The organism is Kingella pumchi (genome assembly GCF_022288825.1).
Classification (GTDB): Bacteria; Pseudomonadota; Gammaproteobacteria; order Burkholderiales; family Neisseriaceae; genus Kingella_D; species Kingella_D pumchi.
In genome coordinates this window covers 14,499-36,420 of the sequence record NZ_JAKOOW010000001.1, presented here as the reverse complement: position 1 = coordinate 36,420, position 21,922 = coordinate 14,499, and the positions used below count along the sequence as shown (strand labels likewise).

Genomic DNA, 21,922 nt, shown 5'->3' with positions numbered 1-21,922 from the left:
TGAGGAAGATTCTTCTTCATTTAAAGGGAGTGGACAAGCAGCTTGGCAGGGTAATGTCAGCAATGGGAATTTGGCCAAATGGCATTTAGCAGATTTTAATAATGCATTAGATAGTAAAATGAATAATATTTCCGGCTATGAGTGGAAAGTTTGTCCTGATATTGAGCAGCCAAAAGAACCCAGTATAGGTAATAATGGTAAGGTAAGTAATTGGAATTGTAATTCTAGTGGTTCGGGTATGGCAATTAAAGTTGCTTGGACGATGAAAAGTGAAGATAAAAATAATTCATCTGTATCGTTTAGCTATGTCCTGCGCGTAACAGATTAAAACTTAATTTAAGAATATCATTACTTTAAGAAAGAATAAAAATGAACCGTTATTTATTAAGCAAGCGTTTGAATAGCCATAAAGGCCAAGTGCATGGTTTTACTTTAATTGAGTTTTTGGTGGCGAGCGCTTTGGCCGTGATTGTGATTATGGCCGCAACGGGAACTTATTTTATTACTAGAAAGCTTAATGATTCGGCAGAGCAGCGGGTTGATTTTCAAAGAAATCTTAGAAACGCTTCAAGCATGCTCACTCGTGATGCCCGTGGCGCTGGTGCGTTTGGTTGTTTTAGTACTACCGTGGCTTCTAGTGAGAGATTTCCTCTTGCTGAGGTTGGGGTGAATGGCCCTTTTAGAAGCGGAGGATCGGGTTTTTATAGTAGTATTTTAGATGATGGCGAGAATGGTGGCTATGGGGTGCGTATTATCCCTCAAAACCAATCGACTAATGCATTAACAGCTTTTGGCGCAAATAATATTACTATAAATAGCCCCATTTTGTTGTTTACTTATGGCAAAGGGTACGCGTCCGTTAGTGGTGTTAAGGGACTGGATGCTTTACAGCTGGACAGATCCTATGCTAGCGATGCTGATGTTTCTCAGGCAATTGCCAATAAAGGACAATTGGTTTTAAGCAGCTGCCAGAATGCTGTTGTTGTGAAACCAACAGGCGTTAACGGTGATATTGTTAATTTAAGTAAGGGTGTGGATATTCCGGAAATAGATTCTTCAAATCTAAACGCGGCAACTAATCTTTCGGTAAGCCGGTTATATACTTCTGCTTATTTTGTGGGTACGGTTAATGGTCAGTCCAGCCTGCTGCGGTATGAGTTAGGATCAGACGGAACATGGCAAGGGCCTCAACTGCTTAGTGAAGGTGTCTCGCAAATGACGGTAAATTTTGGGTACCTTAAAAACTGTGTTGCGGCATCAAGCCCGGCAGCAGCTTCTAATATTTTTACATTAAAGCATTCTTATGATTTTTCTGATGATTTGTCGCAAAAAACTTTGCCTGCAATCATTCGGATTAGTTTGACTTATGATAATGACTTGTCAGGTAGCCAAGCACGGACTGAGGACTTTATAATTAATGCGACAGTCAGAAGTGGTAATTCTTGTATTAATAGTTTAATTTGATGAGGTAAATAACGATGATGCCTAACCGTAAAAAACAGCAGGGTTTTTCACTTTTTATTGTGGTTGTTGTGCTGATAGTTATTGCCTTATTGGTGATGGTAACAGTTCAATCCTCATCCTCTGAATCACGATCCAGTTCTAATGATGCGGATAGGAAATTTGCTTTATCCTCTGCAGAAGATGGCTTAAGAAATGCAGAATCAATGATAAAAGCGAATGCTGAAGCTAAAAAAGTAATGACATTTTATGCAAATTGTACTGACGGATTGTGCAGGCCGGTAACAAATACCCATTATCCTGAATCTACGGAGAGTGATCGTTTGTTCAGATATGATGGCAACGGAAGGGTTACTGTGGAAGCAATCCAACGCTGCGGAACAGGATCGATGAGTAAGCCTTGTACTACTCCTAATACAGTATTAGACAAAGGGGATAAAGGGAATCGCAGTATTACAGCAAAAGGATCTAATACCCAAACCATTATCGAATATATGGGGCAAAAGAAAGCGGAAGATGGTTCCTTGCATGATTACTTCCGGATAACCTCAAGAGCAAAGGGTGAGAATTCGGATACTATCGTAACGCTTCAAAGCTATGTGGAGTTGTATAATGAATAATAGCGGTCATTTATCCTTTTCTGTAGGTAAAGGCTTTACCTTAGTAGAGATGATGGTTGTTATCGTTATTCTTGGTGTGTTGGCAGCGATAGCTTTTCCGTCATATCAGGCATCTATTGAGAAAACTAATATGGCTACCGCCAAGCAGGAAATGATTTCTATACGTCAGACTTTGGCAAAAGAAAAAGTTTCATCTCCAAGTAGTTATAAAAAATCTACTGACTATAATGACTTTTTAAACCGTATGACGAAAAATGCGCCTAAAGGCTTGGCGGAAAAATATGAGCTTAAGGGTACAGTTGTCGGAGAAGGTGGGTCAAATAGTAAGATTTTTTCTATTGTTTTGCAGGCGGTTCCGAAAAACCCCAATTATAAATTTGGTCTGTGGATGGATCGGTATGGTTATGTGTTCAAATGCCCTAAGAGTGTAGTGACAAGTGCTATTCAAACAGCAAGGAATCGCCAGTGTGAACCATTTTAAATCTGAAATTTTCATCTAAATAAGCCATTATTCAGCAGAACATTAATGCATTAATGTTCTGCTTTTTGTATGATTGCGGCCGTTGTAGAAACTCTTGGGAGATGACTAATGTCGTTTGCTGTGGTGGGCAGCCGTGCGCTTTGTGGGATGGATGCGCCCTTGGTGGAAGTGGAGGTGCATCTGGCCAACGGTTTGCCGCAATTTAATATTGTCGGTTTGCCCGATACTGAAGTGAAAGAGAGCAGAGACCGGGTGCGTGCGGCGATTATTCAAAGCGGCTTTGAGTTCCCGGCTAAGAAGATTACCGTTAACTTGGCGCCGGCGGATTTGCCCAAGGAGTCCGGACGTTTTGATTTGCCGATTGCAATCGGTATTTTGGCCGCATCGGGTTTGGTGGTGCCGGATGCGCTACCCAAATACGAATTGGCGGGAGAGCTGGCGCTGTCAGGTTTACTGCGTCCGATACGTGGCGGTCTGTCGATGGCATGGCAGGCGAATCAGGTGGGGCGCAGTTTTATTTTGCCGGCAGAAACGGCGCTTCAGGCTGCGGTTGTCAGCGAAGTAGAAGTATATGGAGCGAACAGTTTGGCGGAAGTGGCGGCGCATTTAAATGGTATCAATGTGATACAGCCGGCAGATTGTGCGGTGCCAAAACCAGCGCAGCAGGTTTCATTGCCGGATCTGAAAGATGTGAAAGGGCAGTATACCGCCCGCCTGGCTTTGGAAATCTCGGCGGCCGGCGGGCACAGCCTGCTGTTGATGGGGCCGCCGGGTACCGGTAAATCCATGCTCGCTCAACGGCTGCCTTCGATTTTGCCGCCGCTAACCGATGCCGAACAAATCGAAGTGTGGAAACTGCAATCGCTGCTGCCGCGTTATGCCCATAATCCAAGCAGCGGACGCCCGTTTTTGGCGCCGCACCATTCTGCCAGCCTGGTGGCGCTGGTAGGCGGCGGCATGGGCGTCAATGTGCGGCCGGGTGCCATTTCTTTGGCCAATAAAGGCGTGCTGTTCTTGGACGAACTGCCCGAATTCGACCGCAAAACCCTTGAAGCCCTGCGCGAGCCGTTGGAGAGCGGCGAAATCCATATTTCCCGTGCTGCAATGCACGTTACTTTTCCAGCCGATTTCCAACTGGTTGCCGCGATGAATCCCTGCCCGTGCGGCTATTACGGCCATCCGGTTAAACCTTGCACCTGCACGCCCGACAGCATTGCCCGCTACCGCAGCAAGATTTCCGGTCCGCTGCTCGATCGCATGGACTTAATCATGGAAGTACCAGCCTTGAGCAGTGCCGATTTGCTGCAGGCGCAGGCCGGAGAGAGCAGTGCCGCCGTGCTGGAAAGGGTAGTGGCCGCCCGTGAGCGCCAATACCGCCGCCAAGGCAAACTCAATGTTGCGCTGTCGCCGACCGATTTGGATCAACAGGCGCAAATCAGCGATCAGGCAAAAGAAACGCTGGGCAATTTGGTGGAGAAACTCTCGCTTTCCGCCCGCAGTTTCCACCGGATTTTGCGCATCGCCCGCACGTTGGCCGATTTGGCGGCAGACGATAAGGTAGAGCGCGGCCATATTCTCAAGGCCGTCAGCTTCCGCCGCAGTATGTAAAACAGCCGTTTCAGGCAGCCTGAAAATGCTGTTTGCGTTAATGGTATTTGCAAAGCGCAGCCGGTTTTTTATGCCTGCACCATTCTTGCGCCGGTTCGCTTCAGCCAGTAGAATCCGCTTGTTTTAAAATTTGTATTTTTTTGTAAAACAGCCTTTCAGGCAGCCTGAAAACGCTGTTTTGCCCGTTAAGCGCCTTTCAGGCTGCCTGCCATGCTTCCCATTTGCCGCGACCCTGCCGCCCCCATGCCCGATCCGCTGCCGGATTTTCTCTATCCGGCAGCGGAAATTCCGCGCGAAGGGCTGTATCTGTGGCAGGATAGCGACGGTTTGGCGCTGTGCAAAGCCGGCGAAAAAGGGCGGGTGCGGGTGGATTTTGCCGCCGGTGCTGCCCAGTACCGGCAGCATAAAGGTGGCGGCGAACTGATTGCTAAAGCCGTCAACCACACCGCCAAACCGCTGGTGTGGGATGCCACCGGCGGGCTGGGGCGCGATGCCTTTGTGCTTGCCGGTTTGGGGCTGCAAGTGCGGGTATTCGAGCGCCATCCGTCGGTTGCCCTGCTGCTGACCGACGGCCTTGCCCGCGCGCAAAACTTGCCCGAAACCACCGAAACCGCTGCCCGCATCCGCCTGTATGCGGGCGATGCCGTTGCCCTAATGCCCGAATTGCTGGCGGCAGGGGAAAGTGCCCCCGATGTGGTTTATCTCGATCCCATGTATCCCGAGCGGCGCAAGAGCGCGGCGGTTAAAAAAGAAATGGCGTATTTTCACGAGCTGGTCGGCAGCGCCGCGGCCGCCGACGATGCCGCGCTGCTTGACTGCGCCCGCCGCACCGCCCGCAAGCGCGTGGTGGTGAAACGTCCGCGCTTGGGCGAAGAGCTGGCGGGCTGCCGGCCGGATTACTGCTACAGCGGCAAATCGACGCGTTTTGACGTCTATCTGCCCTTTGCCGCCCTGCAGGCAGCCTGAAAGCCGGAAAACATTCCCGCATCTGCGCATCCGCCGGACGCCCCCCGCGCCAAACCCTTTTTCAGGTTGCTTCAGGCTGCCTGAAAGTCCGCAACAAAGCAAAAACAACACCGAAACCGAACACAAACATGCAACACCCCATCAACGTATCCCCCAGCCAGACCGCCTTTGACGCAGCGGAAGACGAAACCATTCTGGCCGCCGCCATCCGCCAGGGCATCAATCTGCCGCATTCCTGCCAAAGCGGCGTTTGCGGCTCCTGCGCCGCCCGCCTGCTTTCAGGCAGCGTGCGCAAAAGCGCCGAGTACGACGACTATGTGCTGACCGAAGAAGAGCTCGCTTCGGGCATGATTCTTTTGTGCTGCAGCCAGGCGCAAAGCGCGGTGGAAGTCGATATGCCGTCCTACGCCGGCACCAAAGCCATCGACATCCGCACCCTGCCGGCGCGCATCGGCAAGGTCGATATCCGCGGCGACGTTGCCGTGATGAGCGTGGCGCTGCCCAAAGCGCCGCCCTTTTGCTTTTACGCCGGCCAGTATATGGAAATCCTGACCAAAGACGGCGGCCGCTACTATTCCATCGCCAGCTCGCCCGATAGCAAAGGCACGCTCGAATTCCACATCCGCCATCAGGCCGGCGGCATGTTTTCGCCGCAGCTGTTTTCAGGCAGCCTGAAAAGCGGGTCGATTATTCGCCTGCGCGGCCCCTTGGGTTCGTTTACCCTGAACGAAGAGAGCAACGCGCCGCTGCTGCTGCTGGCCACCGGCACCGGTCTGGCGCCGGTTAAAAGCATACTGCACCGCCTGGCCGACACCGCCAGCACCCGCCCCGTCCATCTGTATTTCGGCGCCCGCGGCCGCGACGGTTTGTACGACGAAAGCGCGCTGCAGGAATTGCTGGCCAGACTGCCCGCCGCGTCCTACACGCCGGTGCTCTCCCGAGCCGACAGCCAATGGCAGGGCGCGCAGGGCTATATCCAAGAGCAGGCGCTGCGCGACTATCCCGAGCTGTCCGCCTTTGAAGCCTACGCCTGCGGCTCGCCGGCGATGATCCGCGAAGCCAAGCAGCGCTTTATAGCCGCCGGCCTGGCCGACAAGGCGTTTTACAGCGACGCCTTTACCGCCCATGTTTAAACCCTTCCGACCAATCCGTCAGGCAGCCTGAAAGCCGCTGCCGCCCATTTTTGCAAAGGAACCGAGATGAAACACGGCAAACACATCCTGCTCGGCATCAGCGGCAGCGTCGCCGCCTACAAAGCCTGCGAGCTGGTACGCCTGCTGTCCAAACAAGGCCATCAGGTGCAGGTAGTGATGACCGCTTCCGCCGCCCGCTTTGTCGGCGTGCAGACCCTGCAGGCGCTCAGCGGCCGGCCGGTGCTGACTGATGCCGCTCTGCAGGAAGGCGACGGCATGGCGCACATCCGTGCCGTGCGCGCCGCCGATCTGATGCTGGTTGCCCCCGCCAGCGCCAACACCATCGCCAAAATCGCCAACGGCCTGGCCGACAACCTGCTCACCGAAATGGCCGCCGCCCGCAGCTGCCCGCTGGTGCTGGCGCCGGCGATGAATGTAGAGATGTGGAACAACCCCGCCAACCGCCGCAACATCGCCCGCCTGCAGGAATTCGGCGTGCAGCTGATGGGGCCGGACGAAGGCGAGCAGGCCTGCGGCGAAACCGGCGAAGGACGGATGCTCGAAGCTGCCGAAATCGCCGAATGGCTGCCCGATTTGTGGTCGGCCAAACCGCTGGCGGGCAAAAACGTGCTGATTACCGCCGGCGCCTGCTACGAAGCCATCGACCCCGTGCGCGGGCTAACCAACCGCTCCAGCGGCCGCATGGGCGTTGCCCTGGCGCGCGCTTGCCGTGCCGCCGGCGCCCGCGTCAGCCTGGTGCACGCCGGCATGCAGGTGCCGGTGCCCGCCGGCTTGGCCCATGTCGAAGCCGTAGAAAACGCCCAGCAGATGTACGACGCGGTTTTCCGCCGTCTCCACGGCCAAGACGTCTTTATCTCGGTGGCCGCGGTAACCGACTACAAACCGGCGCAAACCGCCGAGCACAAATTGAAAAAAGACGCCGGCGCCGTGCCGCCCACCATCGAATTGGCTGAAAACCCCGATATCCTGCAGGCGGTTGCCAAGCGCCCCAATTCGCAGGTGTTCTGCGTCGGCTTTGCTGCCGAAAGCGAAAACCTGCTGGAAAACGCCCGCGCCAAACGCGAGAAAAAAGGCGTGCCGCTGATGGTGGCCAATCTGGTTAGCGACGCGCTGGGCAAGGACAGCAACAAAATCGTGCTGCTGGACAACGAAAAAGAAGCCGAAATACTCGAAAGCAGCAAAGAGCAGGCCGCCCGCGCCATCGTTGCCCGTCTGGCCACGCTGCTGATGCAGCGCCCGCGCCATGCCGCAGCTGCTGCTGAAAAAGACGAAGGCAAAAACCAAGACCAGGCCGACCAAGATACGCCCGCAGAAACCGAAGAAATGCCGGCGCAAACCGATTGATCAGCCCAACCAAAAGCAGCCTGAAAACCGTTTGAAGCGGTTTTCAGGCTGCTTTTTTGTGCGTTTACGTCAGAATCCAAATGCTTTCAGGCTGCTTACTCGATGCCGTATTGGATGGTCACCACCAGCCGCACGTTTTTCTCGACGGTGCTGGTGTCGTAGCTGCCGCCGTAGTCGCTGTTATCTTCCGAAGAAGGGTTGGGCGACTGGATGTCGAACGAGCCCTGCGAGGCCGACTGCATGGCGCCGACTTTGGCGTTGCCGGTTTTGGCGAATTCTTCGGCGCGCACCTGCGCGTCTTGGGTGGCTTTGGCGATCAGATCGCGTTTGATGCTTTCCAGATTTTCCAAATAGTATTTCGGATTTTCAAAATTCACGCTGTCGTCTTCGGCGCGCAAATCCTGAATGGCGGCCAGCGCGGTTTTGAGTTTGTCCAAATCCTTGGTGGAAATGACGATGGTGCGTTTGGCATCGTAGCCGTTTTCGCGGCTATGGCGCTCGCCCTGCGCGTCGGTGTAGTAATCGGTGTGGACGCTGATGTCGGTGTCTTCGCTTTGGAAGGACGCGGCATCAAAGCCGTGGCTCTGCAAAAAGTCTTTGACGCGCTTGATTTTGCTGTCGCTCTTGGTGCGGGCATCGGCGTAGCTGCCGCCCCAGATTTTCACGCCCACCTGCCAGGTGCCGACGGTGGCGTGGTGGCGGGCTTCGGCCAGCCCTTTCACGGTAATCACGCCCGGCTGGCGCAGGTTTTTAAACTGGTAGCCGAGCACGAAAGCGGCGGCCAGCAGGCCGAGCGACAGAATTACGGCCGGCAGGCCGAAGGAAGGTTTGCGGTCGGACATCGTATTCTCCTGACTATGGCAACAATCGGGCGGCAAAGCAGCCTGAAAGATACAGCGGCTTTTTCAGGCTGCCGATGGCCTGATGCCGATTGTAGCGCCGTTTGCGGCGGCGGGATATGGTTTCAGGCTGCCCGATGCGGCATCAGGCAGCCTGAAACCGTTTGGCAAGCCTTTCAGGCTGCCTGTTTCTTCCATGCGGCAGTCAGAGAGACAAAAAGCAGCCTGAAAGATTTTCAGGCTGCTTTTTGCAGCAGCGAGTTTTCCCCAATGGCGTCATTCTCATGCCGGCGGGAATCTTGGTGGGCTTAAGCGGCAGTTTGCCTGAACGGGTATTGCGGGCAAGCCGGCAGGCAGCCTGAAAATACTTTGCCGATTGGTTTTTCAGGCTGCCTGTTGCTGTCGTGCAGCAATCAGAGATACAAAAAGCAGCCTGAAACGCTTTTCAGGCTGCTTTGGATATCGTCCGCATCAGGCTTTGTTTGCCAGCGCGGCCTTGATGTAGGCGGCAAACAGCGGGTGGCCTTTGCGCGGGGTGGAAGTGAACTCGGGGTGGAACTGGCAGGCGAAGAACCACGGATGCACGTTTTGCGGCAGTTCGATGGTTTCCACCAGCCGCTCGCGTCCGGCGGAGACGCCGCCGATCACCAAACCGGCTGCTTCGAGCTGCGGCAGGTAGCGGTTGTTGACTTCGTAGCGGTGGCGGTGGCGTTCGCGGATTTCTCCGGCGCCGTAGATTTTGGCGGCGAGGCTGCCGGCTTTGAGTTCGACTTCCTGCGCACCCAGCCGCATGGTGCCGCCCAAATCGGCGTTTTCGTCGCGGGTTTCCACGCTGCCGTCGGCGGTCTGCCATTCGTCGATCAGGGCGATCACCGGCGCTTCGGTTTTCAAATCAAACTCGGTGGAATTGGCTTTGGCCAGACCGGCTTTGTCGCGGGCGTATTCGATCAGGGCAATCTGCATGCCCAGGCAGATGCCCAGATAGGGGACTTTGTGCTCGCGGGCGTAGCGGGCGGCGGCGATTTTGCCTTCCACGCCGCGCACGCCGAAGCCGCCGGGCACCAGTACGGCATCGAAGCCCTGCAGGCAGCCGGTGCCGTCCCGTTCGATGCTTTCACTGTCGATATAGGTGATTTGCACGTCGGTATTGGTGTGGATGCCGGCGTGTTTGAGCGCTTCGGTGAGTGATTTGTAGGACTCGGTGAGATCGACGTATTTGCCGACCATCGCCAGGCGCACGGTGTGCTGCGGGTTTTTGATCGCGTAAACAATTTTTTTCCAGTCGGTCAGATCGGCCTGGCGCACGTTAAGCTGAAGCTGCTCGGTGATGATGTTGTCGATGCCCTGGCTGTGCAGCATTTCGGGGATTTCGTAAATGCTCGCGGCATCGTAGCTGCCGACCACCGCGCGTTCTTCGACATTGCAAAACAGGGCGATTTTGCGCCGCTCTTCTTCGGGCAGCGGGCGATCCATGCGGCAGATCAGCACGTCGGGCTGGATGCCGATTTCGCGCAGCTCTTTCACCGAGTGCTGGGTGGGCTTGGTTTTGATTTCGCCGGCGGCGGCGATGTAGGGAACGTAGGAAAGGTGGACAAACAGGGTGTTGCTGCGGCCAAGCTGGCTGCGCATCTGGCGGATGGCTTCCAAAAACGGCAGCGACTCGATGTCGCCCACCGTGCCGCCGATTTCCACAATCGCCACGTCTTTGCCCGCTGCGCCTTCGTGGATGCGGCGTTTGATTTCGTCGGTGATGTGCGGGATCACCTGCACTGTGCCGCCCAGATAGTCGCCGCGCCGTTCTTTGGCGATGACGCTTTCGTACACCTGGCCGGTGGAGAAGCTGTTGCGGCGGCTCATGGTGGCGTTGATGAAGCGTTCGTAATGCCCCAAATCAAGGTCGGTTTCCGCGCCGTCGTCGGTTACGAACACTTCGCCGTGCTGGAAGGGGCTCATGGTGCCGGGATCGACGTTGATATAGGGATCGAGCTTGAGCATGGTTACATCCAGCCCGCGCGATTCGAGAATGGTGGCAATAGAAGCGGCGGCGATGCCTTTTCCTAATGAAGAGACGACGCCGCCGGTTACAAAGATAAATTTTGTCATGGTGTGCTGCCTGTGTCGGAAAGCGCGATTTTACCGTAAACCGTTTGAAAAGCAAGAGCGGCAGGCAGCCTGAAACGGCGGCCAAACGGCTTTCAGGCTGCTTTGAACCGGCGCTTTTCAGGCAGCCTGAAAGCATTGCCCTGCCGGCTGTGGCATAATCGGCGCCTTCCCCTTATCCGCAATCGGAGCCAAGTATGAACGCAGTCGAACCCGGCAATATTTTTATTGTTTCCGCCGCATCGGGCACCGGTAAAACCACGCTGGTATCGCGCCTGACCGCCGCGCAGCCGCAAATCCGCGTATCGGTGTCGCACACCACCCGCGCCCCGCGCGAGGGCGAAGAGCACGGCTGCCACTATTATTTCGTCAGCCGCGAAGAGTTTGTCGAACTGATCGGGCAGGGCGCTTTTCTCGAACACGCCGAAGTGTTCGGCAATTTCTACGGCACCGGCATCGAATCGGTGCGGCAGATGAGCGAGGCCGGCTACGACGTGATTTTGGAAATCGACGTGCAGGGCGCCGCCCAAGTGCGCCGCGCGCTGCCCGAAGCGGTGGGCATTTTTATCCTGCCGCCGTCGCTGGCGGTGCTGGCCGAGCGCCTGCGCGGGCGCGGCACCGACAGCGCCGAAGTCATCGAGCGCCGGCTGGGTTTGGCCGCCGAGGAAATTCAGGAAGCGCTGTCTTTCGATTACGCGGTCATTAACCACGATCTCGATCAGGCCGAAGCCGAGCTGCTGGCGATTGTCCGCGCCCAGCGCTGCAGTCTGCGGCGGCAACGTAAAGCAATTGAAAAAATATTGCAAAATACTTAAAATTTGGCCGTTCCCTTGTTTCAGGCTGCCTGAGGGCAGCCTGAAAACGTTTTTATCACTTACCGACACCCGAAAGAGCGCATATGGCACGCATTACCGTAGAAGACTGCATCACCAAAATCCCCAACCATTTCGACCTGACCCTGATCGCCGCCCGCCGCGCCCGCCAACTGGAAAACGGTACCGACCCGCTGGTTGACGATGTCCGCAACAACAAAGCCACCGTAACCGCGCTACGCGAAATCGCCGCCGGCCAAGTGGGCGAAGAAATTCTCAACCGCGGCCGCTGAGGGGGCTTTATGAGCGTTCCGCCGCCCCTTGCCGATTACGACAGCATCACCGCCCCCGTGCGCGAGATGCTGTTTCGCAAAGCCGACTACCTGAGTGCGGAAGACCTGCAGGTGCTGGAAAAAGCCTGCGCTTTCGCCTTTCGCGCCCACGGTTCGCAAAAGCGGCAGAGCGGCGAGCCCTATATCACCCACCCCATCAGCGTAACCGCCGAGCTGGCCGGCTGGCGCATGGATCTGCAAACCCTGTGCGCCGGCCTGATGCACGACGTGCTGGAAGACACGCCGACCGGCAAGGCGCAGATTGCCGAAGGCTTCGGCGATACCGTTGCCGAGATGGTGGACGGCTTATCCAAACTCGACAAACTCGAATACGACAGCCAGGCCGAACACCAGGCCGAGAGTTTCCGCAAACTGATTCTGGCGATGACCCGCGACGTGCGGGTGATTATCGTCAAACTCGCCGACCGCCTGCACAATATGCGCACCCTCGGCGCCAAAAACGCGCAAAGCCGCCACCGCATCGCCACCGAAACGCTGGAAGTGTACGCCCCCATCGCCAACCGGCTGGGGCTGAATCATGTTTACCGCGAGCTGCAGGACCTGTCTTTCCAGGCCATGCACCCTTCGCGCTACCGCGTGCTGCAAAGGGCGATGGCCGAATTCAAAAAAAGCGGGCACGACGTCATCGAACGCGTGCTGCGCGAATTCAGCCTGCTGCTGACCGGCGCCAATATCGAAGCGCAGATTCAGGGGCGCGAGAAAAACCTCTACAACATCCACCAGAAAATGGTGTCCAAACACCTGCGCTTTGAAGAAGTGCTGGATATCTACGGCTTTCGCGTAATCGTCAACAGCGTCTCCGCCTGCTATACCGCGCTGGGCGCGCTGCACAGCCTGTACAAACCGCGGCCGGGCAAAATCAAAGACTACATCGCCATCCCCAAAAGCAACGGCTACAAAAGCCTGCACACCACGCTCACCGGCCCTTACGGCCTGCCGATAGAAGTGCAGATCCGTACCCGCGAAATGCACCGCATCGCCGAATCGGGCGTGGCCAGCCATTGGGCCTACAAAGCCGGCGAAGGCAAGGAAGACGAAGCCTCGCTGCGCACCAACCAATGGCTGCAGAGCATTCTCGATCTACAAACCCGCAGCGACAACGCCATTGAGTTTCTTGAGCACGTCAAAGTCGATCTGTTTCCCAACGAAGTCTATATCTTCACGCCCAAAGGCAAGATTTTCACCCTGCCGCGCGGCGCCACTCCGATTGATTTTGCCTACGCCGTGCATACCGACATCGGCAACCGCTGCGTCGGCGCCCGCGTCAATAAAACCCCGGTGCCGCTGCGCACCGTGCTTAAAACCGGCGACACCGTCGAAATCATCACTTCCGATCACGGCAAGCCCAGCCCGGCGTGGCTGTCGTTCGCCGCATCCAGCCGCGCCCGCAGCGCCATCCGCAGCTACATCAAAAACACCAGCCGCGAAGATGCCGTCGCCCTGGGCGAGCGCCTGCTGGCCAGCGCCCTTTCCAGCCTGCTGCCGCGCCGCATCGCCGAATCGGACGAGCTGATGGAAAAATACCTTGAAGATCTGCAGGCGCGCCAAATCCGATTCGACGACATCCTGTACGACATCGGTCTCGGCCGCACCCAGCCGGTATCGGTGGCGATGGAAGTGGCGGCGCTGGCCGGCCGCCATCTGGGCGGCGAAGTCAAACTCGGCACCGTCAAAATCTTCGGCAACGAAACCAGCCGCGCCCATCTGGGCAAATGCTGCATGCCGATTCCGGGCGACAACGTGCGCGCCGTAATCGTCAAAGACCAGGGCATGTTCGTCCACCGCGACACCTGCCCGCTGCTTTTGAAAACCGATCCCGAGCACCAGCTGGATGCCGATTGGGCGGACATCGCCGTCGGCCACCGCCTGTACGATACCGTGGTAACCGTCTCTTCCGTCGATACCCACGCCCTGCTGGCCGCCATCACTTCCGCCATTTCCGACAGCGGCGGCAACATCGCCTCGGTCGATACCCTCACCAGCGCCCAGCCCGGCAGCGAAGGTTTTGCCGAATTCCGCTTCCAGCTCAATGTGCGCGATTTGAAACACCTGCAGCAGATTACCGAAAACCTGCACCAGATTCCGCAGGTACGCAAAGTCGTGCGCGAATAGCCCCGCCGCCTTTCGGTTTTACTTTCAGGCTGCTTGTTTCCTGCAGGCAGCCTGAAAGCGCGAAAGCAGCCTGAAAACCCTTTTTCCTTTTCGTCCGACGAAAGACCTTATGAACAAACAACCCTCGCTGTTCGGCGGCGCCATGATTATCGCCGGCACCGTTATCGGCGCCGGCATGCTGGCCAACCCCACCGCCACTTCCGGCATCTGGTTTGCCGGCTCGCTTTTGGTGCTGCTCTATACCTGGTTTTCCATGCTCACGTCCGGGCTGATGATTCTCGAAGCCAACACCCACTACCCGCACGGCGCCAATTTCGACACCATGGTCAAAGACCTGCTCGGTCGGCCGTGGAATATCGTTAACGGCCTGTCGGTGGCCTTTGTGCTGTATCTGCTGACCTATGCCTACATCACCGCCGGCGGCGGCCTGACCGCCGGCGCGCTCGGCGGCCTGCTGCCGGCACCTTCGCCCGACGGCGCGCCGCTGTGGATGGGGCAGCTGCTGTTTGCGCTGGTATTTGCCGGCTGCGTGTGGTGGTCGGCGCGGCTGGTGGATCGCTTCACTTCGATTCTGATCGGCGGCCTGGTGCTGTCGTTTATCTGGGCAACCGGCGGCCTGATCGGTTCGGCAAAACTGCCGGTGCTGCTCGATTCGGCGGCTCCCGCCGATACTTCCTACTGGATATTCGTCGGCGCCGCGCTGCCGGTGTGCCTGGCTTCTTTCGGCTTTCACGGTAACGTTTCCAGCCTGCTGAAATATTTTCGCGGCGACGCGCGCAAAGTGTCGCGCGCATTGTGGGGCGGCACCCTGATCGCGCTGGTGGTTTATGCGCTGTGGCAGCTGGCGGTGCAGGGCAATCTGCCGCGCTCCGCCTTCGGGCCGGTGATTGCCGCCGAAGGCAAAGTCGGCGTGCTGATTGCCGAGCTTTCCAAATTCACCGCCACCGGCAGCATGGCGCAGATTCTCGCGTTTTTCTCCTACACCGCCATCGCCAGCTCCTTTCTCGGCGTCACCCTCGGCCTGTTCGACTACATTACCGATTTGTTCGGCTTTGACGACAGCCGCGCCGGCCGCAGCAAAGCCGCGCTGATTACCTTTTTGCCGCCCTTGCTGTTCAGCCTGCGCTGGCCGGGCGGTTTCGTTACCGTAATCGCCTATGTCGGGCTGGTGGCAACGGTCTGGACGGCGCTGACTCCCGCCGCGCTGTTGTACGCCGCGCGCAAAAAATTCGGCACCGGCCGCGGCTACAGCGTTTACGGCGGCTACGGCATGATGCTGTGGGTGCTGCTGTTCGGCCTGGCCAACATCGCCGCGATGGTGCTGGGCATGATGGGCAAACTGCCGGTGTTTGCCGGCTGAACCTTCCCGCCGTTTCAGGCAGCCTGAAACGGCTTTTTCCGTTTCGCAGCCCTTTTCAGGCTGCCTTTTCCCCCTGCATAAAGGAGCAAACCATGCAAGAAACCACCCTCAAAATCGGCGGCATGACCTGCGGCGGCTGCGTTGCCAATGTTGAAAAAATCCTGCGCGGCATCGACGGCGTCGAACGCGCCGACGTCAGCCTGGACGAAGGTCTCGCCCGCGTGCGCTTCGATACGCAGCGCACTAGCGTAGCCGAGCTGGTCGACGCGGTGGAAGACGCCGGCTTTGATGCCGAAGCAGCCTGAAAACCCTTCCCGCCGTTTCAGATGCAGGCAGCCTGAAACGGTTTTTTATTGGCGCAGCCGCTCCCATACACGGTGCAGGCTGCTTTCTTGGCGAAAGGACAAACCATGAGCAGGCAGCCTGAACACGCCGGCGGCCAAACCGTGCCGCTGTGGCGCGCGCCGCCCGACATCCGCAGCCTGGCCGCCGCGCTGGCACACCGGCCGCAGCAGCGCGACTGGGCGGTATGCCTGCCCGATACCGCCCTGCCGCAATGGCCGCTGCCCGCCGCTGCTACCGCCGGCGAAGTCCGCCTGCGGCAGGCGCTGGACGAAGCCTGCCGCACCCTGCAGTTTGCCGGCGCCAACCTGCTGGCCGACATCCTGCCCGGCCGCGATTTGTGGCTGCTGCCGAGCGCCGCCGCAGCCGCAGCCGGCGACTATTTTGCCGCGATTGACGTGCAGGACGGCGAGCCTTGGGCTTGCAGGCAGCCTGAAAACGACGGCAAACCCTGGCTTGGGCAGCCTGAAAGCCCGTTTCCCGAACATGTGCTGGTTATCGGCGCGGGCATTGCCGGTGCCGCCACCGCCTACGAGCTGGCGCGGCGCGGCGTGAAAGTGAGCGTGTTCGACGCCGCGCCCGCCGCCGCCCACGCCGCTTCCGGCAACCGCCAGGGCCTGCTGTACGCCAAAATTTCCGCCCACGACACCGCCCAAACCGAGCTTCTGCTGTGCGGCTACGGCTACAGCCGCCGCCTGCTGGCGCAGCTTTTGCCCGAACATGACTGCTGGGGCGGCGACGGCGTGCTGCATCTGGATTACAACGACGCCGAGCGCCGCCGCCACGATGCCCTCGCCGCGCAAACGCAGCATCGCCACCTGTACCGCCGCGTCGGCGCAGACGAAGCCGCCGCCATTGCCGGCATCAGCATCGGCAGCGGCGCGCTCTACTGGCCGCAGGGTGTGTGGCTCAACCCGCCGGCGCTGGTAACGGCGCTGCTGGCGCACGAAAACATCACGTTTTTGCCCGAATACCGCGTTCAGGCTGCCGCTTTCGACGGCGAAAACTGGCAGATTGATACCGGCCGCGGCCGTTTTGCCGGCAGCCACATCGTTTTGTGCACCGGCGCCGGCAGCCTGAACGCCCCGCTGCTGCGCGACTTCCCGCTGCAGACCATCCGCGGCCAAACTTCGCTCGCCGCCGCTACCGCCGCCAGCCGCCGTCTGCGCGCCGCCTTATCCGGCGAGAGCTATATTTCCCCCGCCTGGCGCGACGCCCATTGCTACGGCGCCAGCTTCGTCCACCACGACGAAGGCAGCAACTGGCGCGAAGCGGACGAAAACGGCAACCGCGCCGCGCTGGCCAAACTCAATCCCGAACTTTTTGCCGACCTGTCGCCGCTGCCTGCCGCCGCCAGCCTGAAAGCGGACAGACGCGGCCACGCCGCCCTGCGCTGCGACAGCTACGACCACCTGCCGCTCTCCGGCGCGCTGGCCGATGCCGCCGCCATGCGCCGCGATTACGCCAAACTCGCGCTCGACAAAAACTACCGTCTCGCCCACATCCCCTGCCCATGGCTGCCGCAAGCCTACGCCAACACCGCCCACGGCAGCCGCGGCCTGGCCACCGCCCCGCTGTGCGCCGCCGACATCGCCGCGCAAATCTGCGGCCACCCGCGCCCGCTTTCGCCGCGCCTGCGCCGCGCACTGCACCCCAACCGCGTGATCGCCCGCAGCATCGTCCACGGCCGCGAAAACCGAGCCGTTTAATACCCGCAAGCCACAGCAAAGCAGCCTGAAAGCCGGTTTTCCGGTTTTCAGGCTGCTTTGAGCTTTCAGGCTGCTCTGGGACTTTTGTGCTAGGATGCGTCGGCAGAGTTTGCAAACAGCGGCTGCCGCCGATACGGCATGCCGATATCAATAAAACCCGCTCTGCATCCGTTTTCCAATCTGATACAAAGGATTCCCCATGCCCGCCCCCATCATCCCCGCCCTCGACCTTATCGACGGCAAAGTCGTGCGCCTACACCAAGGCGACTACGGCCGCGCCACCCAATACACCGCTGACCCCGCCGCCGCCCTCGCCGCCTATGCCGCGCAGGGCGCGCAAACCCTACACCTCGTCGATTTAAGCGGTGCCAAAGACCCAACGCGCCGGCAAACCGCGCTGATAGGCGAATTGGTAGCGCAAGCCGCCTGCCCGATACAAGTCGGCGGCGGCATCCGCAGCGCCGCAGAAATCGCCGCCCTCTTGGACGCGGGCGCGGCGCGCGTCGTCATCGGCTCGATGGCAGTCAGGCAGCCTGAAACCGTCAAAAACTGGTTTGCCCGCTTCGGCGCGGCGCGACTGGTGCTGGCGCTGGACATCCGCATCGAAGGCGGCGTCAAGCGTGTCGCGGTAAACGGCTGGCAGGACACCGCCGCGCTGACGCTGGAAGAAACCATCGCCGCCTACCAAAGCGTTGGCCTCGCCCATGTGCTCTGCACCGACATCTCGCGCGACGGCACCCTCACCGGCAGCAACACCGCGCTCTACCGCGAACTGGCCGCTGCGTTCCCCGACATTGCTTTTCAAGCATCGGGCGGCATCGGCACGCTGACCGACATCCAAGCCCTGCAAGATAGCGGCGTGGCAGGCATCATCGTCGGCCGCGCCCTGTTGGAAAACAAATTTACTGTAGAGAAAGCAATCCAATGTTGGAACAAATAGGAAAAAAAGGGGCGGAAATATCGCCTTGCGGAATATATCGCTATTCATTATGGCGAATTTGGGACGACTCACTCCCAAAAGTGATGTTTATCGGTCTGAATCCATCTACTGCTGATGCAACAGATGACGATAGCACCATTACCCGCTGTATTCGTTTTGCAGAAATGTGGGGATTTGGTGGTATTTACATGACCAATCTTTTCGCCTACCGCAGCACAGATAAATCAAAGCTATACGCTGTAGATGAACCTGTTGGAGAAGATAACGACAAATACATTCTCAAATACGCAAAGAAGGCAGACAAAATTATTGCTGCTTGGGGAAATGATGGAAGTTTTCTAGGAAGATCAGAAACCGTTTATAACTTGATTCCATCGCTTTTCTGTTTGCATATAAATCAAACAGGAGAGCCAAAACATCCGCTATACGTTGCTTATGACACAACCTTAAAACCTTACATAAGAGAGTAATCATGCTGGCAAAACGCATCATCCCCTGTTTAGACGTGCGCGACGGCAAAGTCGTCAAAGGCGTGCAGTTCCGCAACCACGAAACCATCGGCGACATCGTGCCGCTGGCGGCGCGCTACGCGGCCGAAGGCGCAGATGAGCTAGTGTTTTACGACATCACCGCTTCCAGCGACGGCCGCACCGTCGAAAAAAGCTGGGTGCGGCGCGTCGCCGAAGTCATCGACATCCCCTTTTGCGTCGCCGGTGGCATCAAAAGCGTGGCAGACGCCGAACAAATCTTCGCCGACGGCGCGGACAAAATCTCGATTAACTCGCCCGCGCTCGCCGACCCGGCGCTGATAGAGCACCTCGCCGCACGCTTTGGCGTGCAGGCGGTGGTGGTGGGCATCGACTCATGGTACGACGAAGCCAGCGGCCGCTACCTGGTCAAACAATACACCGGCAGCGAAGCCGCCACCCGCCAGACCCGCTGGCAAACCGCCGCTTGGGTGGAAGAAGTCCAGCGGCGCGGCGCGGGCGAAATCGTGCTGAACATGATGAACCGCGACGGCGTGCGCCAGGGCTACGACCTCGCACAACTCGCCGCCATCCGCCGCGTTTGCCGCGTGCCGCTCATCGCCTCCGGCGGCGCCGGTGAGATGCAGCACTTCCAAGAAGCCTTCTCCCTCGGCTGCGACGGCGCCCTCGCCGCCAGCGTCTTCCACAAACAACACATCCACATCGGCGAACTGAAACGCTATCTCGCCGCGCAAGGCACCGCCGTGCGGCTGGAAGCGTAGGGCGGGTCTTGACCTGCATCCTGCAAACCATCCTAAACCCAAAGGACATCCCCATGCTCAACCACGACAACCTCGACTGGCAAAAAAACGACGGCCTCCTCCCCACCATCGTCCAAGACGCTTACAGCGGCCAAGTGCTGATGCTCGGCTACATGAACCGCGACGCGCTCGAGCAAACCCTTGCCGCCGGTCGCGTAACCTTCTACTCACGCAGCAAACAGCGGCTGTGGACAAAAGGCGAAACATCCGGCCACTACCTCCACCTCACAGGCATCAGCGCCGACTGCGACAGCGATACCCTGCTCATTCTCGCCACCCCCGTCGGCGCAACCTGCCACACCGGCGCACAAAGCTGCTTCCACCAATTTGACGGCGCAGCCGAACCGGACTGGGTCTTTTTCGCCCGGCTCGAGCGGCTTATCGCCGCGCGCAAACGCGCCGACCCCGAAAGCTCCTACACCGCCCGTCTCTACGCAGCGGGCAGCAAACGCATCGCGCAGAAAGTCGGCGAAGAAGGCGTGGAAACCGCGCTTGCCGCCGCCACTGGCGATAAGGAAGAAACCATCAGCGAAGCCGCCGACCTTGCCTACCATCTCACCGTGCTGCTGCAAAACGCCGGCCTTTCTTGGGCGGACGTTATCGGCAAACTCAAAGAGCGGCACGGCTAAACAGCAAAGCAGCCTGAAAAAGTTTCAGGCTGCCTGAAACAATGGCATCTGCCGCATTGCTTCATTCGTTTTGATTTCGTTGGATGCGGCTTTCAGGCTGCCTATTGCGTATCCGCGGGCTTTAAGGTTTGCGGTTGGGCCTGGGCTCGCAGACAAAATAGCAGCTAGCCGTAACGAGTACATAAAACGTTATCCACATTGCAAAAATACGCAACACGGGATGCCAAGCGTTCGGGGCGAGCCAGAAGAACACGACGATTGCCGCGCCATAGGATACTGCTAACAACAGCACACGCAGGGCGATATAAACCCAGACCTTGTCGCGGGCATCGTCATACAAGCCGACGAATGCGCCGAATGTGGTGGCGAACAGGATAAGAGCATGGCGATTAGCGTGGTCGTCATAAAATAAAACTTGTATGGCTTTCAGGCTGCCTTTTGTGTGAAAGGCAGCCTGAAAACTTATCGGCGCGGCGATTAAAGGTTTTCGGGGACGAAAGCGGCCAACGTGCGGTCGTCGTGGTTGCCGTGCGACCAGAAATCCAGCCACTCTTCCAGCGCGGCATCGGCGTCGGGCGCGGTGAGAAGCGGGGCGGTTTCCTGCCACAGCGCCTGCCAGCATTCGGCCTGCGCCAGTTGGGCGTCGGTGCCGAATTTGGGGTCGGAAACGCCGTCGCTCATCAGCAGCAGGACCGGCGCGCCGTGGCTCTCGAAAATGCGGAGTCGGGCGGCGGTTTCGCCGGCGCCGGCGGTATCGGCGGCGAGAAAACGGGTTTCGCCGGAATATTCGCCGCTGTCGGCTGCGCCGAGCAGGGTCAGGCTTTGGCTTTCAGGCTGCCAGGCGGCGATGGCGCCGTCGCCGATCTGGCAGGCGGCGGCAAGCCAGCGCTGATCGTCCAGCGGCAACAGCAGCGCCAGTAGCAGGGTGGCGGCCAGCTGGCGGCGCTCGGTGATGATTTCGTGTTCGGCTACGGCTTTATCCTGCGCGGCATCGGCGGCGGCCACGGCGGCGGCAAACAGCGGCTCCAGCACGCATCGGCGCTGGGTTTCGTCGGTGGCCTGCGCCAGACGGGTGCGGATGTCGTCGTTTTGCAGCGCGGTTTCGACGCTGCGCACGGCAGCCTGAACGGCGATTTCGGAGCCGTAGCGCGAGAAGGCGGCGCTGCCGGCGCCGTCGGACACCGCCAGTACGGCGGCTTGGCTGCCGGCGTGCCAGAGTACGGCGAAGTCGTCGTCGCAGCAGCTGCCGTTGTGGGCGTGGCTGCGGCCGCGGCGGCGGGCGGCGACGATGCGCCCGTGCGGGGTGGCGATCAGGCTGCGGGCGCTGTCGCTTTTGTAAAAGGGCAGGTCGGCCGGCGCGGGTAGGTTGCGCCACAGGCTTTTGGGGTCGGGGTTGATGTACAGGGTTTGTTCGGCGTTGCTGCCGTCGGCATAAAAATGGCGCAGCAGGATGCTGCCGTGGCGGTCGGGCGTGCCGCTGATTTGGGCGTGTTCGGCGTCCCAGTTCAGGCCGCAGGGCGGGTCGAACTCGATGGCCGCGGGCGGGGGAATGTCTGCGGGCAAGGCGGCGGCATAGGCTTCGCCCTGGCGGCCGTTTGGCAGCGGCGGCAGTTTGGCCGGTGCGGCGGGCGCGGGTTCGGCGGGCGCGGAAGAATGGGGGAAGATTGGCATGGCGGACTCGGCGGCGGCTTCGGATTCGGTTGCGGATGCAGCGGCAGGCGTTTCAGGATTTTCAGGCGGCTGCGGTGCGCGGTGCGGCACCCTACGGCTTTCAGGCTGCTTTGGACTTTCAGGCTGCTTTGGA

At 58.7% G+C, this 21,922-nt stretch carries 21 protein-coding genes; 18 read left to right on the top strand and 3 right to left on the bottom strand.

Annotated features, from left to right (window positions below; all coding sequences use genetic code 11):
• From MB824_RS00185 to coaBC, 8 genes are all read left to right on the top strand, one after another.
• A partial coding sequence (locus MB824_RS00185) for a hypothetical protein (protein ID WP_238744791.1) occupies nt 1–328 on the top strand: 328 nt, incomplete at its 5' end.
• A 41-nt stretch (nt 329–369) separates the two neighbouring features.
• Nucleotides 370–1,464 carry a PilW family protein gene (locus MB824_RS00180; RefSeq protein WP_238744789.1) on the top strand — a complete coding sequence of 365 codons (1,095 nt, stop codon included), beginning with the start codon at nt 370–372 and terminating at the stop codon, nt 1,462–1,464.
• Between the two features lie 14 nt (nt 1,465–1,478).
• A complete protein-coding gene (locus MB824_RS00175) occupies nt 1,479–2,081 on the top strand; it encodes a pilus assembly PilX family protein (protein WP_238744787.1) in 603 nt (200 codons plus the stop codon).
• Nucleotides 2,074–2,562, top strand: a complete 489-nt coding sequence (locus MB824_RS11650; RefSeq protein WP_274070832.1) for a type IV pilin protein — start codon at nt 2,074–2,076, stop codon at nt 2,560–2,562. Before MB824_RS00175 ends, MB824_RS11650 begins: the two co-directional genes overlap by 8 nt.
• A gap of 108 nt (nt 2,563–2,670) precedes the next feature.
• Nucleotides 2,671–4,170, top strand: a complete 1,500-nt coding sequence (locus MB824_RS00165; RefSeq protein WP_238744785.1) for a YifB family Mg chelatase-like AAA ATPase — start codon at nt 2,671–2,673, stop codon at nt 4,168–4,170.
• Nucleotides 4,171–4,413: 243 nt separating this feature from the next.
• Complete coding sequence (locus tag MB824_RS00160) at nt 4,414–5,136, top strand: class I SAM-dependent methyltransferase (RefSeq protein WP_238744977.1); 723 nt, start codon at nt 4,414–4,416, stop codon at nt 5,134–5,136.
• 128 nt (nt 5,137–5,264) lie between these two features.
• Nucleotides 5,265–6,269 carry a 2Fe-2S iron-sulfur cluster-binding protein gene (locus tag MB824_RS00155; RefSeq protein WP_238744783.1) on the top strand — a complete coding sequence of 335 codons (1,005 nt, stop codon included), beginning with the start codon at nt 5,265–5,267 and terminating at the stop codon, nt 6,267–6,269.
• A 66-nt stretch (nt 6,270–6,335) separates the two neighbouring features.
• Nucleotides 6,336–7,634 carry a bifunctional phosphopantothenoylcysteine decarboxylase/phosphopantothenate--cysteine ligase CoaBC gene (gene coaBC, locus MB824_RS00150; protein WP_238744781.1) on the top strand — a complete coding sequence of 433 codons (1,299 nt, stop codon included), beginning with the start codon at nt 6,336–6,338 and terminating at the stop codon, nt 7,632–7,634.
• A 95-nt stretch (nt 7,635–7,729) separates the two neighbouring features.
• Here the strand turns inward: coaBC and MB824_RS00145 are convergent, their stop codons facing one another.
• Nucleotides 7,730–8,476, bottom strand: a complete 747-nt coding sequence (locus MB824_RS00145; RefSeq protein WP_238744779.1) for an SIMPL domain-containing protein — start codon at nt 8,474–8,476, stop codon at nt 7,730–7,732.
• A gap of 468 nt (nt 8,477–8,944) precedes the next feature.
• Nucleotides 8,945–10,576 (bottom strand): CTP synthase, encoded by a 1,632-nt coding sequence (locus MB824_RS00140; protein ID WP_238744777.1) that lies wholly within the window; start codon nt 10,574–10,576, stop codon nt 8,945–8,947.
• A gap of 194 nt (nt 10,577–10,770) precedes the next feature.
• On the opposite strand from MB824_RS00140, the gene gmk reads away from it, so the two are divergent.
• The 10 genes from gmk (at nt 10,771) to hisIE (ending at nt 20,118) form a co-directional block, all read left to right on the top strand.
• Nucleotides 10,771–11,388: a guanylate kinase gene (gmk, locus tag MB824_RS00135; protein WP_238744775.1), complete on the top strand. Its 618-nt coding sequence runs from the start codon at nt 10,771–10,773 to the stop codon at nt 11,386–11,388.
• An 83-nt stretch (nt 11,389–11,471) separates the two neighbouring features.
• Nucleotides 11,472–11,678: a DNA-directed RNA polymerase subunit omega gene (gene rpoZ, locus MB824_RS00130; RefSeq protein WP_238744773.1), complete on the top strand. Its 207-nt coding sequence runs from the start codon at nt 11,472–11,474 to the stop codon at nt 11,676–11,678.
• Nucleotides 11,679–11,687: 9 nt separating this feature from the next.
• Nucleotides 11,688–13,850 carry a RelA/SpoT family protein gene (locus MB824_RS00125; protein WP_238744772.1) on the top strand — a complete coding sequence of 721 codons (2,163 nt, stop codon included), beginning with the start codon at nt 11,688–11,690 and terminating at the stop codon, nt 13,848–13,850.
• A gap of 109 nt (nt 13,851–13,959) precedes the next feature.
• Nucleotides 13,960–15,210, top strand: a complete 1,251-nt coding sequence (locus tag MB824_RS00120; protein ID WP_238744770.1) for an aromatic amino acid transporter — start codon at nt 13,960–13,962, stop codon at nt 15,208–15,210.
• A gap of 92 nt (nt 15,211–15,302) precedes the next feature.
• Complete coding sequence (locus tag MB824_RS00115) at nt 15,303–15,515, top strand: heavy-metal-associated domain-containing protein (RefSeq protein ID WP_238744768.1); 213 nt, start codon at nt 15,303–15,305, stop codon at nt 15,513–15,515.
• Between the two features lie 105 nt (nt 15,516–15,620).
• The gene (gene mnmC / locus MB824_RS00110; RefSeq protein ID WP_305067898.1) at nt 15,621–17,261 is read left to right on the top strand and encodes an FAD-dependent 5-carboxymethylaminomethyl-2-thiouridine(34) oxidoreductase MnmC; all 1,641 of its coding nucleotides are present in this window, start codon (nt 15,621–15,623) and stop codon (nt 17,259–17,261) included.
• A 199-nt stretch (nt 17,262–17,460) separates the two neighbouring features.
• Nucleotides 17,461–18,201, top strand: coding sequence for a 1-(5-phosphoribosyl)-5-[(5-phosphoribosylamino)methylideneamino]imidazole-4-carboxamide isomerase (hisA, locus tag MB824_RS00105; protein WP_238744766.1), 741 nt, complete (start codon nt 17,461–17,463; stop codon nt 18,199–18,201).
• Entirely contained in the window at nt 18,186–18,671 is a 486-nt protein-coding gene (locus MB824_RS00100) for a DUF1643 domain-containing protein (protein WP_238744764.1), read from the top strand. Before hisA ends, MB824_RS00100 begins: the two co-directional genes overlap by 16 nt.
• A gap of 2 nt (nt 18,672–18,673) precedes the next feature.
• Nucleotides 18,674–19,450, top strand: a complete 777-nt coding sequence (hisF, locus tag MB824_RS00095; protein ID WP_238744762.1) for an imidazole glycerol phosphate synthase subunit HisF — start codon at nt 18,674–18,676, stop codon at nt 19,448–19,450.
• Nucleotides 19,451–19,503: 53 nt separating this feature from the next.
• Nucleotides 19,504–20,118: a bifunctional phosphoribosyl-AMP cyclohydrolase/phosphoribosyl-ATP diphosphatase HisIE gene (hisIE, locus tag MB824_RS00090; protein ID WP_238744760.1), complete on the top strand. Its 615-nt coding sequence runs from the start codon at nt 19,504–19,506 to the stop codon at nt 20,116–20,118.
• Between the two features lie 477 nt (nt 20,119–20,595).
• Here the strand turns inward: hisIE and MB824_RS00085 are convergent.
• Nucleotides 20,596–21,922 (bottom strand): PP2C family serine/threonine-protein phosphatase (locus MB824_RS00085; RefSeq protein ID WP_238744759.1); only part of this gene is annotated, 1,327 nt, incomplete at its 5' end.

Bases quoted from the DNA above. Each gene is read 5' to 3' on its own strand.
- hisA (WP_238744766.1), top strand. From the start codon at position 17,461: ATGCCCGCCCCCATCATCCCCGCCCTCGACCTTATCGACGGCAAAGTC.
- mnmC (WP_305067898.1), top strand. From the start codon at position 15,621: ATGAGCAGGCAGCCTGAACACGCCGGCGGCCAAACCGTGCCGCTGTGG.
- MB824_RS00140 (WP_238744777.1), bottom strand. From the start codon at position 10,576: ATGACAAAATTTATCTTTGTAACCGGCGGCGTCGTCTCTTCATTAGGA.
- rpoZ (WP_238744773.1), top strand. From the start codon at position 11,472: ATGGCACGCATTACCGTAGAAGACTGCATCACCAAAATCCCCAACCAT.
- MB824_RS00100 (WP_238744764.1), top strand. From the start codon at position 18,186: ATGTTGGAACAAATAGGAAAAAAAGGGGCGGAAATATCGCCTTGCGGA.
- MB824_RS11650 (WP_274070832.1), top strand. From the start codon at position 2,074: ATGAATAATAGCGGTCATTTATCCTTTTCTGTAGGTAAAGGCTTTACC.
- hisIE (WP_238744760.1), top strand. From the start codon at position 19,504: ATGCTCAACCACGACAACCTCGACTGGCAAAAAAACGACGGCCTCCTC.
- MB824_RS00125 (WP_238744772.1), top strand. From the start codon at position 11,688: ATGAGCGTTCCGCCGCCCCTTGCCGATTACGACAGCATCACCGCCCCC.
- hisF (WP_238744762.1), top strand. From the start codon at position 18,674: ATGCTGGCAAAACGCATCATCCCCTGTTTAGACGTGCGCGACGGCAAA.
- MB824_RS00160 (WP_238744977.1), top strand. From the start codon at position 4,414: ATGCCCGATCCGCTGCCGGATTTTCTCTATCCGGCAGCGGAAATTCCG.
- MB824_RS00115 (WP_238744768.1), top strand. From the start codon at position 15,303: ATGCAAGAAACCACCCTCAAAATCGGCGGCATGACCTGCGGCGGCTGC.
- gmk (WP_238744775.1), top strand. From the start codon at position 10,771: ATGAACGCAGTCGAACCCGGCAATATTTTTATTGTTTCCGCCGCATCG.
- MB824_RS00180 (WP_238744789.1), top strand. From the start codon at position 370: ATGAACCGTTATTTATTAAGCAAGCGTTTGAATAGCCATAAAGGCCAA.
- MB824_RS00155 (WP_238744783.1), top strand. From the start codon at position 5,265: ATGCAACACCCCATCAACGTATCCCCCAGCCAGACCGCCTTTGACGCA.
- MB824_RS00120 (WP_238744770.1), top strand. From the start codon at position 13,960: ATGAACAAACAACCCTCGCTGTTCGGCGGCGCCATGATTATCGCCGGC.
- MB824_RS00145 (WP_238744779.1), bottom strand. From the start codon at position 8,476: ATGTCCGACCGCAAACCTTCCTTCGGCCTGCCGGCCGTAATTCTGTCG.
- MB824_RS00165 (WP_238744785.1), top strand. From the start codon at position 2,671: ATGTCGTTTGCTGTGGTGGGCAGCCGTGCGCTTTGTGGGATGGATGCG.
- MB824_RS00175 (WP_238744787.1), top strand. From the start codon at position 1,479: ATGATGCCTAACCGTAAAAAACAGCAGGGTTTTTCACTTTTTATTGTG.
- coaBC (WP_238744781.1), top strand. From the start codon at position 6,336: ATGAAACACGGCAAACACATCCTGCTCGGCATCAGCGGCAGCGTCGCC.